At 61.2% G+C, this 16,961-nt stretch carries 24 protein-coding genes and 1 pseudogene; 7 read left to right on the top strand and 18 right to left on the bottom strand.

What is annotated here, in order from left to right:
* Window positions 1–46: 46 nt before the first annotated feature.
* Both OE750_RS17500 and OE750_RS17495 read left to right on the top strand, forming a co-directional pair.
* Window positions 47–2,380, top strand: coding sequence for a heavy metal translocating P-type ATPase (locus OE750_RS17500; RefSeq protein ID WP_263765595.1), 2,334 nt, complete (start codon window positions 47–49; stop codon window positions 2,378–2,380).
* Between the two features lie 23 nt (window positions 2,381–2,403).
* Window positions 2,404–2,601 carry a heavy-metal-associated domain-containing protein gene (locus tag OE750_RS17495; RefSeq protein ID WP_207013790.1) on the top strand — a complete coding sequence of 66 codons (198 nt, stop codon included), beginning with the start codon at window positions 2,404–2,406 and terminating at the stop codon, window positions 2,599–2,601.
* A gap of 24 nt (window positions 2,602–2,625) precedes the next feature.
* Here OE750_RS17495 and OE750_RS17490 read toward each other — a convergent pair whose 3' ends face one another.
* The 4 genes and pseudogenes from OE750_RS17490 to OE750_RS17475 form a co-directional block, all read right to left on the bottom strand.
* The gene (locus OE750_RS17490) at window positions 2,626–3,069 is read right to left on the bottom strand and encodes a c-type cytochrome (RefSeq protein ID WP_412176241.1); all 444 of its coding nucleotides are present in this window, start codon (window positions 3,067–3,069) and stop codon (window positions 2,626–2,628) included.
* A 49-nt stretch (window positions 3,070–3,118) separates the two neighbouring features.
* Complete coding sequence (locus OE750_RS17485; protein WP_263765594.1) at window positions 3,119–3,571, bottom strand: c-type cytochrome; 453 nt, start codon at window positions 3,569–3,571, stop codon at window positions 3,119–3,121.
* 140 nt (window positions 3,572–3,711) lie between these two features.
* A complete protein-coding gene (locus OE750_RS17480; RefSeq protein WP_263765593.1) occupies window positions 3,712–5,208 on the bottom strand; it encodes a multicopper oxidase family protein in 1,497 nt (498 codons plus the stop codon).
* Window positions 5,209–5,803: 595 nt separating this feature from the next.
* Window positions 5,804–6,151, bottom strand: a pseudogene (locus OE750_RS17475) (antitoxin of toxin-antitoxin stability system); the annotation flags it as partial.
* 187 nt (window positions 6,152–6,338) lie between these two features.
* Here OE750_RS17475 and OE750_RS17470 point away from each other — a divergent pair.
* Entirely contained in the window at window positions 6,339–6,800 is a 462-nt protein-coding gene (locus OE750_RS17470; RefSeq protein WP_263765592.1) for a helix-turn-helix domain-containing protein, read from the top strand.
* Window positions 6,797–7,402, top strand: coding sequence for a mobile mystery protein B (locus OE750_RS17465; RefSeq protein WP_263765591.1), 606 nt, complete (start codon window positions 6,797–6,799; stop codon window positions 7,400–7,402). Before OE750_RS17470 ends, OE750_RS17465 begins: the two co-directional genes overlap by 4 nt.
* Window positions 7,403–7,436: 34 nt before the next feature.
* Here the strand turns inward: OE750_RS17465 and OE750_RS17460 are convergent, their stop codons facing one another.
* The 6 genes from OE750_RS17460 to OE750_RS17435 all read right to left on the bottom strand — a co-directional run bounded on the left by OE750_RS17460 (window position 7,437) and on the right by OE750_RS17435 (window position 10,278).
* Window positions 7,437–8,081: an antitoxin of toxin-antitoxin stability system gene (locus tag OE750_RS17460; RefSeq protein ID WP_263765590.1), complete on the bottom strand. Its 645-nt coding sequence runs from the start codon at window positions 8,079–8,081 to the stop codon at window positions 7,437–7,439.
* Window positions 8,074–8,493, bottom strand: a complete 420-nt coding sequence (locus tag OE750_RS17455; protein ID WP_263765589.1) for a hypothetical protein — start codon at window positions 8,491–8,493, stop codon at window positions 8,074–8,076. The genes OE750_RS17460 and OE750_RS17455 overlap by 8 nt, the downstream gene beginning before the upstream one ends.
* 86 nt (window positions 8,494–8,579) lie before the next feature.
* Complete coding sequence (locus OE750_RS17450) at window positions 8,580–8,777, bottom strand: hypothetical protein (RefSeq protein ID WP_263765588.1); 198 nt, start codon at window positions 8,775–8,777, stop codon at window positions 8,580–8,582.
* A gap of 1 nt (window position 8,778) precedes the next feature.
* The gene (locus tag OE750_RS17445) at window positions 8,779–9,156 is read right to left on the bottom strand and encodes a DUF6915 family protein (protein ID WP_263765587.1); all 378 of its coding nucleotides are present in this window, start codon (window positions 9,154–9,156) and stop codon (window positions 8,779–8,781) included.
* Between the two features lie 10 nt (window positions 9,157–9,166).
* Window positions 9,167–9,658: a DUF6878 family protein gene (locus OE750_RS17440; protein ID WP_263765586.1), complete on the bottom strand. Its 492-nt coding sequence runs from the start codon at window positions 9,656–9,658 to the stop codon at window positions 9,167–9,169.
* A 101-nt stretch (window positions 9,659–9,759) separates the two neighbouring features.
* Window positions 9,760–10,278, bottom strand: a complete 519-nt coding sequence (locus OE750_RS17435; protein WP_263765585.1) for a DNA repair protein RadC — start codon at window positions 10,276–10,278, stop codon at window positions 9,760–9,762.
* Between the two features lie 211 nt (window positions 10,279–10,489).
* On the opposite strand from OE750_RS17435, the gene OE750_RS17430 reads away from it, so the two are divergent.
* On the top strand, window positions 10,490–10,825 hold the full coding sequence (locus OE750_RS17430) for a DnaJ family domain-containing protein (protein WP_047998252.1): 336 nt from the start codon (window positions 10,490–10,492) through the stop codon (window positions 10,823–10,825).
* Between the two features lie 94 nt (window positions 10,826–10,919).
* On the opposite strand, the gene OE750_RS17425 is transcribed toward OE750_RS17430, so the two are convergent.
* The 5 genes from OE750_RS17425 to OE750_RS17405 form a co-directional block, all read right to left on the bottom strand.
* Window positions 10,920–12,119 (bottom strand): DUF932 domain-containing protein, encoded by a 1,200-nt coding sequence (locus tag OE750_RS17425; RefSeq protein ID WP_263765584.1) that lies wholly within the window; start codon window positions 12,117–12,119, stop codon window positions 10,920–10,922.
* A 159-nt stretch (window positions 12,120–12,278) separates the two neighbouring features.
* Window positions 12,279–12,665 carry a hypothetical protein gene (locus tag OE750_RS17420; RefSeq protein ID WP_263765583.1) on the bottom strand — a complete coding sequence of 129 codons (387 nt, stop codon included), beginning with the start codon at window positions 12,663–12,665 and terminating at the stop codon, window positions 12,279–12,281.
* 61 nt (window positions 12,666–12,726) lie between these two features.
* Complete coding sequence (locus tag OE750_RS17415) at window positions 12,727–13,038, bottom strand: type II toxin-antitoxin system RelE/ParE family toxin (protein WP_263765582.1); 312 nt, start codon at window positions 13,036–13,038, stop codon at window positions 12,727–12,729.
* Window positions 13,016–13,291: a type II toxin-antitoxin system ParD family antitoxin gene (locus tag OE750_RS17410; RefSeq protein WP_412176240.1), complete on the bottom strand. Its 276-nt coding sequence runs from the start codon at window positions 13,289–13,291 to the stop codon at window positions 13,016–13,018. Before OE750_RS17410 ends, OE750_RS17415 begins: the two co-directional genes overlap by 23 nt.
* A 125-nt stretch (window positions 13,292–13,416) precedes the next feature.
* Window positions 13,417–13,821 (bottom strand): single-stranded DNA-binding protein, encoded by a 405-nt coding sequence (locus OE750_RS17405; RefSeq protein WP_263765581.1) that lies wholly within the window; start codon window positions 13,819–13,821, stop codon window positions 13,417–13,419.
* A 467-nt stretch (window positions 13,822–14,288) separates the two neighbouring features.
* Between OE750_RS17405 and OE750_RS18175 the strand changes: the two genes are divergently transcribed.
* Window positions 14,289–14,480: an H-NS family nucleoid-associated regulatory protein gene (locus OE750_RS18175; protein ID WP_318528005.1), complete on the top strand. Its 192-nt coding sequence runs from the start codon at window positions 14,289–14,291 to the stop codon at window positions 14,478–14,480.
* A 30-nt stretch (window positions 14,481–14,510) separates the two neighbouring features.
* Window positions 14,511–14,558 carry a hypothetical protein gene (locus tag OE750_RS18220; protein WP_412176243.1) on the top strand — a complete coding sequence of 16 codons (48 nt, stop codon included), beginning with the start codon at window positions 14,511–14,513 and terminating at the stop codon, window positions 14,556–14,558.
* Window positions 14,559–14,576: 18 nt separating this feature from the next.
* On the opposite strand, the gene OE750_RS17395 is transcribed toward OE750_RS18220, so the two are convergent.
* From OE750_RS17395 to OE750_RS17385, 3 genes are all read right to left on the bottom strand, one after another.
* Window positions 14,577–15,629, bottom strand: a complete 1,053-nt coding sequence (locus tag OE750_RS17395) for a hypothetical protein (RefSeq protein WP_263765580.1) — start codon at window positions 15,627–15,629, stop codon at window positions 14,577–14,579.
* 225 nt (window positions 15,630–15,854) lie between these two features.
* Window positions 15,855–16,019, bottom strand: a complete 165-nt coding sequence (locus OE750_RS17390; RefSeq protein ID WP_198362932.1) for a hypothetical protein — start codon at window positions 16,017–16,019, stop codon at window positions 15,855–15,857.
* A 388-nt stretch (window positions 16,020–16,407) separates the two neighbouring features.
* Entirely contained in the window at window positions 16,408–16,881 is a 474-nt protein-coding gene (locus OE750_RS17385) for a hypothetical protein (RefSeq protein WP_263765579.1), read from the bottom strand.
* Between the last annotated feature and the right edge of the window lie 80 nt (window positions 16,882–16,961).

The following is a 16,961-nucleotide window of genomic DNA, read 5'->3' as shown; positions in this document are numbered from 1 at the left end:
ACTGGATGCCTCACGCTGAAACAAATCAAAAGAAAGTCGGCACGATATGGACCACGATCATCAGCACGCAAAGTCAAACATTCCCGAAGGCGCTGAAACGGCAAAGGATCCGGTCTGCGGGATGACGGTCGCGGTCGGGTCCGATACGCGGCACGCAGAGTTCGAGGACAAGACCTTCCATTTCTGCTCTGAAAAATGCCAGACGAAGTTTGAAGGCGATCCGTGGTTCTACGCCTCGGGCCGCGCCGAAGGGCGCAAGAAGGCCGCACCCGCCAACGTGCAATACACCTGCCCGATGCATCCCGAGATCGTCCGCGACGCGCCGGGGCCTTGCCCGATCTGCGGCATGGCGCTGGAGCCGATGCTGCCTTCGGACGAGCCCAGCGAGGAACTAACCGACTTCACGCGCCGGATGTGGATCTCGGCGACCGCAGCGGTCCCGCTCATCGTGCTGACGATGGGCGAGCTCGTTGGCTTGCCTGTGCGGGACTGGATCGGCCATCAGACCGCCAGCTATCTGGAGTTCGTGATCGCAACGCCCATCGTGCTTTGGGCGGCCTTGCCATTCTTCAAACGCGGCTGGGATTCGATGATCAACCGCGCGCCCAATATGTGGACGCTGATCAGCCTCGGCGTGGCGGCGGCCTATCTTTACTCCATCGTGGCGACGTTCCTGCCGGGCGTCTTCCCCGAAGTCTACCGGATGGGCCAAGGTGTCGGCACATATTTCGAGGCGGCGGTCGTGATCATCGCGCTGGTGTTCGTAGGCCAGGTGCTGGAACTGCGAGCGCGGGAACGCACCGGTGACGCGATCCGCGCACTTCTCGACCTCGCCCCAAAGACCGCACGGCGTATTCTGCCAGACGGCACTGAATACGACGCACCATTGGAAAACATCATGGAGGGCGACCGGCTTCGGGTGCGGCCGGGTGATGCGGTTCCGGTCGATGGCGTGGTGGTCGACGGGCGATCCTCATTGGACGAAAGCATGCTGACCGGCGAGTCAATGCCTGTTGAAAAGGGTCCGGGCGATGCGGTGACCGGGGCCACGATCAACAAGAACGGCTCTTTGGTGATCGAGGCGGGCAAGGTCGGCGCTGATACAGAGCTGGCGCAGATCGTGGCCATGGTATCGAACGCGCGCCGCTCGCGTGCGCCGATTCAAGGCATGGCCGACCGTGTCTCGGCGATCTTCGTGCCGACCGTGGTCGGGGTGGCGATCTTCGCTTTTGTGATGTGGATGAACTTCGGGCCCGAACCGGTGCTGGTCTTTGCTATCGCCTCTGCCGTCTCGGTTCTGATCATTGCCTGCCCCTGCGCACTTGGCCTCGCCACCCCGATCTCGATCACCACAGCGGCCGGGCGCGGAGCACAGGCGGGTGTGCTGATCAAGGATGCCGAGGCGCTGGAACGCATGGCAGGCGTCGATACGCTGATCGTCGACAAGACGGGCACCCTGACCATGGGCAAGCCAAAGCTGACCGATACCGTTACCCTTGGCGATGTCACTGAGACTGATATTCTTTCGCTGGCCGCTGCGCTTGAACGTGGCTCGGAACATCCTCTGGCCGAAGCCATTGTCGAAGGGGCCGAAGCGCAAGGCGCTGCACGGCAGGAGGCTGCGGATTTTGAGGCTGTTACCGGCAAGGGCGTGCGCGGCAACGTCGGCGGGCACGCCGTCGCCCTCGGCAATACCGCTATGATGCAAGAGATGGGCCTTGAGACGACACAGGCCGAGGAAAAGGCTGATGCGCTGCGTGCGGAGGGCAAGACGGCGATGTTCGTCGCGGTTGATGGCGCCCTTGCGGGCATCGTGGCGGTAGCCGATCCAATCAAGGACTCAACCGCACAGGCGATCAAGGAACTACACTCCCAAGGGCTGCGTGTGATCATGGCAACCGGCGACAATGAGCGCACAGCGCAAGCGGTAGCAGCGACCTTGGGCATCGACGAAGTGCGCGCGGGCGTCCTGCCGGAAGACAAGAAAAAGTTGATCGACCAGTTGCGCAAGGATGGCCACAAGATCGCGATGGCGGGCGACGGGGTGAATGACGCCCCCGCCTTGGCAGCCGCGGACGTTGGCATCGCCATGGGCACGGGTGCCGATGTCGCGATGGAAAGCGCAGGCATCACCTTGCTCGGTGGAGACCTCATGGGCATCGTCCGGGCACGCAAACTGGCCCGCGCTACACTGCGCAACATCAATCAGAACCTGTTCTTCGCCTTCGCCTACAACGCCGTCGGCGTGCCGATCGCGGCAGGGCTGCTATATCCCGTCACAGGCTTGTTGCTGTCGCCGATGATCGCGGCGGCGGCGATGAGCCTGTCTTCGGTCTCGGTTATTACGAATGCGCTGCGGTTGCGGCGCGTTGATCTATAGACAAACCAAAAAAGGAGATATGCATGATAACGTTCCACATTCCCGACATGAGCTGCGGCCATTGCAAGGCGACGGTCGAAAAAACGATCCACGCCCTCGACCCGGCGGCACGCATCGAGTTCGATATGGCGGCGCGACGCATATCGGTCGAGAGCAGCACTGACGCGGCGCGTGTCAAGACGTCGCTGGCAGAGGCCGGATATCCTGCGGCTTCGGTCTGAGCCGCCCCATGGTGCGTCGTTCGGTCATCTGCCGTCGGACGCGCTACGCTCCGCTTGGACCTGGCGCTCGCGCTCGGGCCAGTGCGATTTGATATAAGCCAGGATGTCCGCGATTTCTTGGGTGCTGAGCACGTCTCCGAAACCCGGCATGGCACTATTGAAGGTCACACCCATCTGCGCCAGCGCCTCCGCGCCACCAAGGGCGATGTAGGCGGTCAGATCGGCGTCGGAATGATGCCAGGTATGGCCGGTGGCGTCATGGGGCGGCGCGGGGAGACGCCCGTCAGACCCCGCGCTTTGCCAGTCCGGCTGACCCTCCAGATTTCGGCCGTGGCAGACGGCGCAGTTCGTGTCGTAAAGGACGCGGCCGCGCGCCACCGCGGCACCGTCGCGCGCAAACAGATGGATCGCGACCCAGGCAGTCCCCAAAAGGACGATCCCTGCCAGAATGAGGATGCCGGGCCTCAAGCCGGTTCGCCGAATGCGCGAACATGGGCTGAACCGGAATTCCGCCCCATCAGTTGATCCCGTTGGCGCGCTGCAACTCGCGCACATAAGCAACGATTGCACCCAGTTCACCATCCGTAAGCCGTTCTTCTACCGGTGGCATGTCGCCGAACGGCCAGTGATGTGCTCGTACCCCGTTCCGCGCCGCCAGAACGAACGCCATGTCCCCGTGGTGGCCAGGCTCATAGATCTGATGAACCAGCGGCGGTGCGACGCCGTCTTGCCCGGCGGCATTCGTGCCATGGCAGGACGCGCAGACCGCGTTGAAATAAGTTTCGCCTTGCTGCGCCATGGCCGAAAGCCCCTCGGGCACGACGACATCCGCCAAAGGCGCTCCTGCGATCTGCGCGCCGTCCGGGGCAGAGGCGGAAACTGGTTCTTCGGTGGTCTGGCCTTGTGTCCAATACCAGCCGGCCACGGCCATGATGACAACAACGAGTGCGCCGATAAGTCCCTTGTTCATGATACGATCTCCAATCTGTCTTCGCCGACCCTTGCGGCGGGAGTGCGGCACTCTTGCCTCCGGCACTTGGCCATCGGGATAAAACGCGCCTGTGAAATTGTTTCGCCACCGGGGGACATTCTCCTCCGATAGCGGGCGTCTCAGGCTGAGACGGCGAACTCTGTCATCATGCCGGTGAACAGATGTGGCATGTGATGACAATGCAGCATCCAGCGTGCTGCCTCGCCCGCATCAAGTGCGACCGTCACCATCGTCATCGGTGGCACATAGACCGTATCGCGGATCGCACCGTCCAGGCTGCGTCCGTTGACGTTCACCACCTGGAACACATGCCCGTGCAGGTGCATCGGATGCCCCATCATCGACATGTTGTGGAACGTCAGATGCACCCGTTCGCCCGTTTTGGCGGTGATCGGCGTGTGGCTGCCCCAAGTCTGCCCGTTGATGGTCCAGAGGTAAGGCTGCATCGCGCCGCCGAGCATGATCATGTGCGAACGGTCCACCGGGCGCGGTGCCAGCGAAGGCGCGCCTTGCGCCCGTGCTGCTCGCAGCAGCCCCTCTTGCGCGAGATCGATATCAAACGCGCTGCTTTCCGTTTCGGCCAGATCGTCGATCCGGCGCACTTCGGCACCTGCAGTGGCGAGAATGATGCCGGTACGCTCCCTCGCTCCTTCGCGCAGGGCGAGGATCGGGAAGGCACCCGCGTCCGGCAAGTCGATTTCCAGATCAAGACGCTGCGCCATGGCAAGACCGAAGCGTGTGCCCGCCACCGGCTCAACACCGTGACCGTCCACCGCCACCAGACGCGCAGAGACCCCGCCTGTGTCGATCCAGAAGGACGTTGCTGCAGCGGCATTGATCACCCGCAACAGAACACGACCCCCACGTTCGACCGCAATCACCTCTGGGTCGGCGAGCGTGCGGTCATTGGCGAGATAGGCGTCGAAGTCAAAGTCGTTGAGGTCCATGACCATTCCGCCTGCGCCCATCCCGCCCATGGTCATTCCGGGCATGGACATGCCGGAATGATCCTTGCCCGACATCCCGCTCAGGTTCTGTGCCGGTGCGTCCATGCTGCTCATGTCATGATGGGCAGCGCCTTGCGTGATCTCGGCCAACACCTCGGCTGCGGGGCGGAACGCGAAGTCGTGCAGGAACATCACGACCTCCTGCCTATCAGCAGTCAGATCCTCGGGCCGCCGCACGATCAGCGGGGCGGCGAGCAGACTCATCTCCTGCACCGGCACATGACTGTGCATCCAGTGCGTGCCGGGCATCGGCGCATAGTCGTAGCTGCGCGTCTCGCCGGGCTGCAAAAGCGTCATCGGCAGGTTCGGCACGCCGTCCTGTGCGTTGGGCGGGATCTGACCGTGCCAGTGGATGATCGTCTCCTCGTCCAGAGCATTGGTCAGATCCACGCGGAATCTTTGACCGGGGTCGAGGAACAGTCCTTGCCTGCCCATTCCATCGGTCAGGCCCATGACGGTGGCGGCGCGACCACGGACGTCGATCACCCGCGTCTGTGCAGTCAAGGTAAGGGGTGTGGTTTGCGCGAAGGCCAAACGCGGTAAGGCGGTGGTGGCAGCCAAGGCTGCGGATGCAGCCAGAAAGCCGCGGCGTGTCAGTTCATGTCTCATTCTGAATAAATCCATCATGCCCCCAAAGGGGCGCATCGGTCAGAAGCCGCAGCACGGCTCCGCGTGTCAACCGTTCATATGGATTTGGGAGGGCGGTCGGCCGGATCGCTGGGGCGCCCGCGTAAAACGAGGGACACCGCAGCCCGATGCGAAATCGGGCGAAATGCGATAGGCACCGCGTCCGATGACGTAAACCAGATTGCAATTGACCCGAGGCAGGCGACTGCACAGGCTCCGGGCATTGCATGATCCGGACCGCCGCAATGCTCCATTGCATCGGAGTGACCACTCACCACAGTTTGTTCATTGTGACAAGACACCGACGTTCTCTGCATCTCGCCAGCCATTGCCGCATGCGGAAGTACGCCGAAAAATGCGACGGCAATCGCAAGCAAGAGAGAAAAGAGATGTCTCGGCATTAACCAATTCTGCATAAAGTCAGCGACTTTCTAGGGCTTGCCGGGGTTTTCCGCAAGACACGATGCCGTTTACAATAATTTGGTGCTGATCCCGTTCAGGCGGTTTGATAGAGCGAATATTCAAACACGCCTTGAGATACGGAGAGATTGTATCTTCCGCCGCATGATTGGCCCAGTTACCCAAGCCGTCGCCCAGCCTCAGTAAAGGTGTATTCGTTAACGATGATCTCCTCCTCGATGACTTCGTCGGAGTTGAGGTCGTCATATTCAACCTGAAGCTGGCGGTAAAGCCACCGGGCAAGGTCGCGCAGCGCCTTGGTCACGATCTCCTCCTCGTCATCCGTTGGTGGCTGCCAGGTTGTGCTATCGCGTGTGACATCCACGGACATGGTATACTCGTGGGCGTGGCGGCCCCGGTGGCTGGCTTCGGCGCAGAGCTGATAGAAGTTCCGCCGCCGGATAGTCTGCAGCCGGTCGGCGATGCCGTGCAGGGTCGCGTCCTGTGGAGCGTAGTTGCGGATGCGTTTCTAGCTGAGGCCTGTGCCGGATCATCAGACTTGCAATTCGGTAGCATTGCAAGCATGGACTATCCGCCATGCTGTGGCGTATCGTAGTCGATAGCGATGCAAATCTATAGCATTGCATATTTTATCTTAATGCCATACTGTGGCATGGCGGAATGACCGCAAATGCAAGATCACAGGTTGGTAGATGTCAGTTACTCGAGCGAAGCAAAGACAGGCCCAAGAGAGGATCAACCAGGCTGCCAGCCTAGCGAAGTCTCTTGCAAAGCCGATCGGCGGCTGGATCGCCACCTTCCAGGAAGCGATCGGAATGAATGCCCCGGCCCTTGCTGAACGCCTCGGGATTTCACGAAACAACATCTATGCCGCGATCCAGAACGAACAGGCCGGAACCATCTCCGTGAACCAACTGGAGAAGATCGCCGAAGCCATGGGCGGCCGCCTTGTCTATACAATCATCCCGCGCGAAGGCCCCGTTGAACAGATCGTTCTGGCCCAAGCCCGTGCGAAGGCACGACGCATTATCCAGCGCACCCGGGCGCATATGGCTCTCGAGGAGCAGACAGAAGGTTTGCGCAGCGAAGCCGAGATGATCGAGGAACTCGCCGCCGACATCATCCGTGAAGGTCGACGGGATTTCTGGCAATGACGCTCGAGCTTCACGAACCTTGCGGCGCCACCCCCCTGACGCCCGACGAGTTGCTTGGCCTCAAGGCCAAGCACATTGCGACGCGCGGCGAGCTGAACGAACTCGAAGGGGAGAACATCATCTCAGGCCTTACCTGGCTCGACCGGCGCCCAAAATCGTTTGACGTCCTGACAGATGCCGCGGTGCGCGAAATCCACAAACGCCTGTTCGGGGAAGTCTGGGACTGGGCAGGCGTTTTCCGTCTGACCGACAAGAACATCGGGGTACCGGTCTGGCACATCTCAACAGAGCTGCGCACCTGCCTCGATGATGCGCGGTACTGGCGCGACCACAAAAGCTTCGAGCCGCTGGAAGCCACGGCGCGCCTGCATCATCGTCTTGTCTGGATCCATCCCTTTGCGAACGGCAATGGACGTTGGGCGCGGATCATGGCGGACGCCTACTTGGCGAAGATCGATCCGGATATCTTCCTCGACTGGTCTGGTGGTGGAACGCTGAACGCCGAAAGTGCGCACCGGTCAGCCTACATCACAGCACTCAGAGCCGCCGATCAGCACGACTTCGAGCCATTGGTGGCACTCGTGCGGTCACTCGCAAGGTAGCCGTCCCCCCCGACAGGCAAGATGGCGTGGCGGTTCACCCGAACCGCCGTCCTCCTTTGGTGAAGGTATATTCGTTGACGATGATCCCCTCCTCGATGGCGTCGTCCGAGGTGAGGTGGTCATACTCGGCGTGAAGCTGGCGGTAGAGCCAGCGGGCAAGGTCGCGCAGCGCCTCGGTCACGATCTCTTCGGCATCCTCGGTGGGGGGCTGCCATGTCGCGCTGTCGCGTGTGACGTCCACGGACATGCTATATTCGTGAGAGTATCGGCCCCGATGGCTCGCCTCGGCGACAAGCTGGTAGAAGTTTCGGCGCTGCACGGCCAACAGCCGGTCGGCGATGCCATGCAGGGTCGAATCCGTCGGGGCATAGTCGCGGATGCGCTTGTTCGCGCCCTTGGCATGGCGGAAATACCCTTCAAAGCACGCGCCATCGCCCTGACTCCAGAAGCCGGAGAACCAGATGCAGGGTTTCTGGCGCGTGCCGCCGCCCATCAACCGAACGGGCGTGGTTTTCAGGCGGATGCCGAGAATTTCGCAGACGCGCTCGAAATCATCATAGACCGCATCCCACCAATCGTCATGCGGCCCGAGTTCACGATACCAACTGCGGGCCAAGTCTTTGGCCGCGTCGGACAGTTCCGGGAACTGGTAGACCGTGGTGCAAATGATCTCAGGCATCGACCTCCTCCCCGATTAGCGCTGCGGCAAGCCATTCATTGGTATTGGTCCAGCCGATTGTCGTGCGTGCACCAAGATCGATGACATGTGCGCCACCGCCGAACGCATCCAATCGGGGTCGTGAACAGGTGTTGGCATACTCAAATCCCCAGAGACCGGTCAGATCGAGGTCTTCGGCAAGCCGCAGCACGAAGGCGATAACGCCTTCGACGTCGCCGCTGTCGTCGTCGTGGATCCAGAGAACGCTGCTCTCAGGCCCGTCTTGTCGTGACAGCTCAAAGCCACTGAACCGAGGATCGTCGGTTAAATCATCCTCGTCGCGCAATTGGACAAAGAGTTCGATCGCACGGATGGCGTTTGCAGATGTGCCCACATCGATGAGGCACGAGAAGTGGGTGAAATAGTCAGCCATAGGGGTCTCCAGATGGAAAGAAGCCCGGCCGAAGGGCCGGGCAAGGTTTGGGGGATGGACTGTATTGGTGCGGTTGGACCCAACGATCAGCCGGACCGGGGTTCCGCAGGTGTTTGCCGCGCCGCATGCTGGCGGAGCATGTCGCGGTAGAAGCGCTTGCGCGCCTCTCGAAAGCTGCGCACCGCCAAGGTGTCCGGATGAAGGGCGCGGATCGCCGCGCGGACGACGGCGCAGGCGGAAGCCGTCGTTGGCACGTCGAGGCGCAGATAGGCGGGGTCGCTCATTTCAGGTGCCCTCCGCCACGACTGAGGTTCTATGCGGATCAACCTGCGCCTCAATCTTCTCAGCCCGGCCCATCCAGGGCTCGGGTCGGATCGTCTTTACCCAGTCTGCAAAGCTGGGGATGAAGCCGAGGTCTTCCTTCACGTGCTGTTCGCCCACCCAACGGGTCGGGATCACGCGCCCTGTCGAAAGGGTCAGCGTCGGGCCAAAAATCGTCTCGGCCATGAAGATGCCCTCGGCATGGTGGCGCAGCGCCCGATGCCGGAAGTCTGCTGTGATCTGCTTGCTGGCATCGAACCAGGTGTGCACGGCCAAGGTATCGTCGACTGTGCCGCCCCATTTCTTCACCGAGGAAAGGGCGTGATGATAGGGATGTGCCATGCTCGCCCCCTCAAAATTCATGATTGTAGAGTTCGGACGAGGTGAAGCGCTCGTTGAACTCCAGATGGATGCAGCGCGCCGCGGCGTCGAAACAGAACTCGCCATAGGCGCCGTCGTTGTTTTCCCATCCTCCGTGGGTGTCGCTGAGAAAATCGTAGGCCATCTGCTCGACGACATCTTCGAGCGAAAGCTGCCGCATCTCGACCTCGGGAGCATCCCATGTCAGCGCGGCGTAGGCGATCTGGGTCCTTGGGAAGTCGACGGCCGTCTCGCCGACCCAGGCCGAAATGCTCTCGATCTGGCCACTGTCCCCGTAACCGTCGAAGACCACAGTGACATGGGTGATGCCCGCCGCGGCAAGACCGTCAAAAAGCCGCTCTTTGTTCGCCGGACGCAGGGCCGTGACCCGAGCATCGCGTTCTGCCTGTCGCGCCAGCATCGCGGCGAAATCGATCCTGGACGGTGCCATCGGCGCGGCGAGGGTAGGTTCAGTCTGGGACATGGGTTTTCTCCTTGATAGGTGGAAGGGTGTGAACCACGGGGCTTTCTCTCGTCCCCTCAAGGTTCAAACCTTCCCCCCTGCCCTCCTCTGCCTCTCGGGCGTCACGCGGCGATCCGCAGGGCGCGGGCCGCGAAGGTGCGCCAGAGCGGATCGACAAGACGCGCCTCAAAGAGATCGGCGCGGTGACGCAGCCGCTGTGCAAGATCGGGCTCGCGCCAGTCGGCGGCGCGAAGAGATTGCGCCCGCAGCTCACTCGCCTCACGCACCACCGCCCGGGCCTCGGAGGCATTGGCGACAGGATGGCACCAGGCCACAGCGCCGTCGCTGGCGGCCCCGGCCAGAACGAGGCGTTCGTCACGGTCGAGGATCGCCAGGATTTGCAGTGCATTATCGGGCGTGAACTGCTCTGCGTGATCGATCGCACCCTGCATGGCCTTGGCCAGAGTGGCGAAACGATCGAGAACCTTTTGGCGGGCCTGCCCCGACATCATGGCGGCAGGCGCTCGGGCTGCCATCGTCAGGGCGAACGGCAAGCCGTGATCTGCAACCGCACTCGGGAAGCTCGGTGTAAAGCCGGTTTGGCGTGTGGTCGGCGGGACTGGGAGGGGAAGGTCAAACATGTGAAAATCTCCGACGGCGCGGGAAGCCTCTCTCCCCACCTCATCCGTCAAAAACCAAACCGCCGCCCTCTTCCTCGAAGGGGCGGCGGATGATGAAAACTTATGTCGGCAATGCGAACCTTTCCGACGTTCGGCATAGAACTTCCAAGGTCGGCTTTGTTTCTAAGCTATAGTTGCCTCGGCGGCATCAGGAAGAAGGCAGCAATATAGCATGACCCAGTCTCTTAACCGGCTAGTGGAACGGCAAATCCTGAAAGCCCTCGCAGAGGGCAAATTACGCGGCCTTGAAGGCGAGGGGAAACCGCTGCCCGACCGCTCGGGCGAGGCGTTTACCGATATGGCGACAGCAGTGGCGGTCCGCATAATGGCCGAAGCAGGCACACTGCCCGAGGAATTCAAGATCAAGAAGCTGCTGGAGGCAGCGAAGCAAAGCTACAGGGAAGCAGAGGGCGATGACGCCAAACGCGTTGCAATGGCCCTGATCGCCGACCTGCAGCAACGCTACAACATAGCCGTAGAAGCAAGACGGCGGTTTATGGGAAGTTAGCCGGAAACGTCCACCCGTCTGCTGCGCAGCATCTGGCGAAATGGGCTCTTCACGGCGATTTCAGTGGGGCGCCGGCGAGGCGCCCCAACTCAGGTCACCCCACCCGGTCGAGGAGCTTCTTCGCGCGCCCTTCCATGTCGAGCCGCGCGTCCTGCTGGGGTTTCTCACGCGCCAGACGCGTGATCCCTTGCACAAAATCGAAGATGCTCTCGGGCGGATGGCCCTCTTCCATCAGCACCTTCTCGATGATCTTGCCCGACTCCGCTTTTGAGAATCCGCGCTTGCGCAGGAAGTCCGCGCGATCCTCGTCGCTGCGTGCCACGATCTGCTGTCGCGCCGCCTTGATGCCATTCATGAAACTCTGCGGCGAGGAATTGGCAAACCGGGTCAGCGCGGGCGCTGCCTCGTGGGCAAACCGGGAAGCTGCGTATTTCGAGTGCCGGATCTTGATCTCCTGAAAGTCCTCGACGCCCCAGAGATTGCGGTTCTGGCAGACCGCGCGCAAATAGAAGCTGGCCATGCCGAGCGTCTTGGCGCCCACCTCGGAATTCCAGCAATAAAAGCCCCGGAAATAGAGATCGGGGGAGCCATCGGGCAGCTTGCCAGCCTCGATCGGGTTGCGATCGTCGACCAGGAACAGGAAGACATCGCGGTCCGAGGCATAAAGCGTGGTGGTATCACGGCTGATTTCGACATCGGGATTGTAGACCCCGGTCGACCAGTCGAGCACGCCCGGCACCTTCCAGCGCGTGTCACCCGTGCCATTGCCGGCGATGCGCTGCACCGCCTCAACCAGCTCATGGTCATGGATCCGGCCATAGTCAGGACCGGTGACGGCACGCAGTTCCGTGCGGCCATCCTCGGTCTCGAAGGTCTTCACCTGCTCGGCGCGGTGATTGGTCAGACCGTATTGCAGGTTGATCCCCGCCAATGGCGCGGGCAGCTGCCGCAGGTAGGAGGCCGGCGCGCCGACGATGCTGGCGAGCTGGCCGAAGGCCCAATGCGTGGGCGCGACCGGCTCCTGCGCTTTCGGCAAGACCAGGTGCAGCCGCTCGGCGCTGTCGCGGGCGGCCTCGACCCGGATATCGGCGGTCTGCACCACCCGGCTGCGGCTGCGCTCGGAGCGACCCTTTACGCTCGCCCAGAGATCGTCGAGCGACAGATACCGCTCGTCATCGGGCCGGTTGAACCATTCGGACGACACCCGCCCGTTCCGCTCACCCCGGCTCACATCCACCTTGTAGCCACCCGTCCGTGCGGGCTGCACAGGGTCCAAAACTTCCACAATGCCCATTGGCTATTCCTCCGTGATAGGCGCTGGAAGCCACTCTCCCAGCCTTCAACCCATCGCGAAAGCAACCAGCCTCGCTCTTACTCTCAAACACAGGCTGAGATGGGAGCGCCGCCTGTCGGCAAGCAGCCCGGCGCAGACACAGTGACACCGGGCGCTGATCTAATTGTTCGGGCGAGACTTCAAGCTGGCCATTGCATCAAGGAAGGCCTGATCCAGCACCGGATCATCCCATTTGCCAGCGACAGCCATCCAACGATCAAGGTCATCCCGGAAACCCGGATCATCGCTCTTCATGTGAAACGTGAATAGGCGATTGACGATTTCCTGCATCAGGCTTGCCATCTGGACGTCGTCGATATGGGCGGCCTCAAACCATGGTATTTTCCGACCCTCCGCATCGATCACGAAGACATCGGAATAATCCCCCGTCCTGGTTATCGGCACCTTGCCTGCGTGCAGGTCTTCGAGGTGTGTATTCCGGATGCAGATCAGCGCCATGATCTTCGCAAGGTTGGCCGCGATGCGGTCTTCGTCAGCGGGTTTCATGGACAAATCCTCATATGATAGCGAAACATCGACCGCTGGCTTTTCTGGCACGAAGCCAAGATCATTCGTTGAGATAAGCCGTCCAGTTTTGCCGCGCATGCACAATACGCAGCACGTCCAGCCAGCTGTCTTCGATCCGATAAAGGATAAGATGGGACCCTGAGCGGTACACCCGCACCGGTGGGCGAATTTCAAGTCGTTCGCGCGCGATTTCAGGGTGTCGAACCAGCAGAGACATATCACTGACAATCGCGCGGATGTAGGTTTCAGCCTGGCCAACAGACCAGATGCTCAGGGTGTAATCCCAGATCGCGTCCAGATCGCTTAGTGCTGCGGGGGACAGTCGGTATTCAGTGACCTTTGGTGTCGGCATTCTGATCTCGCTTGCGGGCAAGGAATGCTTCGACATCCAAATGCCGCGCGGGACCACTGGCGATGCCCTCATCGACGAGCTGTTGCAGCTCCGCAATGGCGCGGTGGCGGTCCTGGTCCCGGCGAATTAGATCGCGCACGTAGTCACTGGCGTTGCTGTAGCGCCCATCCTTGGTTTGCGCCTCGACCCAGGTCTTCATCGGATCGGGCAATGAGACATTCATCGTGGCCATGGTCTTGATCTCCTTTCTCATGAAGATGGCATAGATTGCCAAAGTTTGTCAATAAGTGCGCCAGCGCCAGACTGGACCTAACCGGCTACGGCGCTCCCCGAACCCGGCGGGTTGTCCCGCCGGGCCCGAGGGGGAGACCCCGTTCCTCAGAACGGGATCTCGTCGTCGCGGTCGACCAACTCGGGGTCTTGGCCCTCGGCCGATTTCAGACGGCTGAGGAAGTCGACCTTCTCGGCGATGATCTCGCAGCCGTAGCGGTCATTGCCCATGCTGTCGATCCACTTGCTGTAGTGGATACGGCCGTGGACGAGGACCTTCATGCCCTTTTCGCAATGCTCCGCGACCGTCTTGCCGAGACCGTTGAAGCAGGTGATGCGGTGCCATTCCGTGTCCATGACCCGGTAGCCGTTGTCGTCGCGCAGCACGCGACCTTCCGAGAGGCGGGGGCGCGAGGTGGCGAGGCTGAAGTTGGTGATCTGGGTGCCGCCCTGGGTGGTGCGGGCTTCGGGGTTCTGACCGATGTTGCCGGCGAGGATGACGATGTTCTGCATGATAAGCTCCTGTGTTTCCTGTCTTCGGGACCGTCCCTTCGACAAGACCCTGAAAAAGCCCGTCGGGTGACGCGTGCACGGTGGACAGCATGGACGCCGGAAACCCCCAGAGGACCGGGGTGGAGCGGGCAGCCCCAAAGGGGCAACACGGCCCGGGCTGGCGCGGGGTTGCGCGCAGGAGACCGAACGGGATTAGGGGATTGTCAGTCGAAGGAAGGACCCAGAGGACAGAGAGGCGCAGAGAGCACATGCCGGACCCTGTCATCTTGCCAGTCGGACCTATCTGAACCTAATCCCTGCACCACTCTGGCGGCGACTGCTGATAATCAACCCCCGCCAACCGTGGCCACGTCTAACCGGAGTTGTGGGCTATGCCGACGCTGGCATCGATACCGGAGCATTCAAGACACGAGGCTCTGCATGGCTGATTGCGGTCTCGCGGCGCTGTCACTCAAGGATCTGGAGAAATGCAGAAGGGCGTCGGCTCGGCTATCTCCACCTGTGAGGATCGGCAGAAGGCGGAAGCCCGCGCCAAGGTGGAAGCCTTCGCTCGGGATCTGGGCTATTTCCTTGCCGAACTCGTCGGCACAGATACGAAAACCAAGCGTGTGCCTGCCCCGGTGAAGTACCGTCACACTGAGAACCCTGCGCTCACCTGATCCGGTCACGGGCGCAAACCGCAGTGGTTCGTGAAGGCGCTGGCTGTTGGAAAATCGAAGGACGATCTGGCGGCATGAAGGCGCTACGCGGCCGGATCATTTTGGATTTGACGGCTCGACTGCGGGAAACTCGAACGCTGTCTCGTCGGGTTTTGGCCCCATCACACGAGTAGGCAGATTGGGAGCAGGCGCATAGCCGCGGTGGTGCCCTTTGACCAGAACAACTTTGCCGCTGCGGTAGTGCCGCTCATGCTCGGCAACCCAGTGACGCATGGGTCCGTTGCGCGCGTCTTGGGTTTGACATTCGAATTCAAGGCGAGCGGTCCTTTCCGCCATGTGCGCGGCGGCCTTCGGGCCAATCCGGATCGTCAGATGTGATTTCTGGGCACCAAGGATCCAGGACTTGCCAAACTTCCGGGCAGTCTTCGTGTTCTTGCTGGTGAATGTCTCGGTTTCCGTGGGGATGATTCCGCCCAGATCCGGCGAGTCAAGCATGGCAAAGAGCGCGTATGGAATGAAGAGATCGTAGCCAGTTTCAACCTGATGCACCGTGCGTCGACCGTTGATCATTTCCATCGTATCTCCGCTCCGCACGCGGAAATCGACCACGGAACGGCTCAGCTCGACTTCGACGTTATCATAGTTCAGCTCTCCTGCCGGCGTTCGCTTGACGAGCAAGGCGCAGATCGGGTCGACGACACGCGAATTCTCACGGCGATGGAACATCGTGATGCGCAAATGGTGCTCGTTACGATCATCAAGCAGATAGCCGCGCAAGCCGGTGCCTGACGGCTTGTCGTCATACCTAGTCACAGAAGAAGCCCGTTCGAAGCGTGCGACGCCCAGCTCTCGATCGTCGAACTCTACCCAAACGACGTCAGCAGGTAGTTTTACCTCACCAAGGATCGCCATGGCCGGTAGACCGGTTTCGGCTGCCTGTTTGGCGACAGCGTCATGTAGAGAATCGGCGTAGGCTGCTGCTAAATGATCGAGAAGGTACACTTTGGCCTGCTGCAGTGCGTCGAGCGCATGCTCGCGAAAGAGTTTCAGGTCTTCGGACGGCGTGAAGTGCCAAACCAAGTCGTCAGCGGGAGCCGATTTACCCGCCAGTGATGATCCATATAACGAAATCAATGATTTATAGAGCATACTGTGGCACCTCAACCCGACACAGAACAGCTTGCGGCGTAGCACGTCCATGTTCAAGCGGCTTTCGTAGGGCCATCGAGTGCCGTGACGTGTGCTCCAATCGCGTCAGGATAGCTATGCCGACCATTGTTGGCTCATTTTGACAGTCGGCCGGGGCCGTTGACAGTTGAAAGGGTCGGATCGGTGACCCTGCCCCGACGCCGAGCCCTTTTCGAAACCGTGGGCCTAAGCCCACGGGTCGATCTCAACCAGCACCTGAACTTCGTCGCCGTCGATTTCATCGGCGGGAATGGCGCCATAGGTTCCATCCCCGGCTTGGAAGACGACGATCGAGACCATGAGGGTGGCGGCGAGGGAGGCTGCGAAGGCGTGTGCATCTTTGCGGGACATCTGTTTGGCTCCTGTCTTGGAGGCGGGGGACCATCCCCCGCGCGACAGGACCTCGCAGGCCCGAAGACTGGCTGACATCACCGGGTGCGTTCGGCTCGCCCGAATCCACCCGGCGGCACGGGCTCGCCCGTAGTCCGACCCCTCGCGGGTTGATCTCGAAGACAGGATTCGGGCCAAGGAAGGGAATGGCGAGCGGGGGATGGTGCCCTGACGACTGGAGCCTGTTGTCCCGCTGATGCTTGGAAATGCCGCCAGCTTTCCGGCCAGGCTCTTGGTTGAAGACGTCCTTGCTTGGGGATGGCTCCCTTGGTGCCCCGCGACTTCGCGGGGCAAGGTTGTGATGGATGAGAGGCCCGCGCTTTGGCGGGCCCCTCGGTTTCAGTTGGGCTCAGGCTGCCACATCCGTGCCCCCTGCCCTATCGCTGTTTTCATCGCCGACGATTTCAAGCCGCGCGTTGCGGTATCCTTCCTTGGCGATCCAAAGCTCGGCGGCGGTGACGGAGGCGGCCAGATGCAGCAGCTCGGAGTTGCCGCCGAAGTCGAGAAGCACGCGGACCTGCCCGGGCTTCGGCTCCTCGGCCACCTCAAAGACGAGGGCGCTGTCAGCCGAATGGCTGCGCATGATGGTCACGAGAATGACCCCGTCCGAGGAGAAGTTGCCTTCATGCAGCGTGAAGGAGGCCGGTGCCGTCCAGGTCGCGTAAGGCCGGGGTGGCTCCTTTTTCACAAGGCGGCCGACACCGTTCGACCGCTCCCAGGCCGCCAGCTTCTTTGTGAAGCGTGCCGGTGGCTTGGGACTGCCGTCGGTGTAGCGAATGAGCGCCCCGAGGGGCGCGGTGTCGATGATGGTTGTTGCAGACATGATTCCTCATTCTGAATGCGAGTAACTGCACTCATCTTATTGATATTGTTACACTATAGGGTGATTGAGGGCGGAATATC

It is taken from the genome of Lentibacter sp. XHP0401 (assembly GCF_025751535.1).
GTDB lineage: Bacteria > Pseudomonadota > Alphaproteobacteria > Rhodobacterales > Rhodobacteraceae > Lentibacter.
The sequence above is the reverse complement of the archived record's forward strand: the minus strand, read 5'-3'. Positions and strand labels throughout refer to the sequence as shown.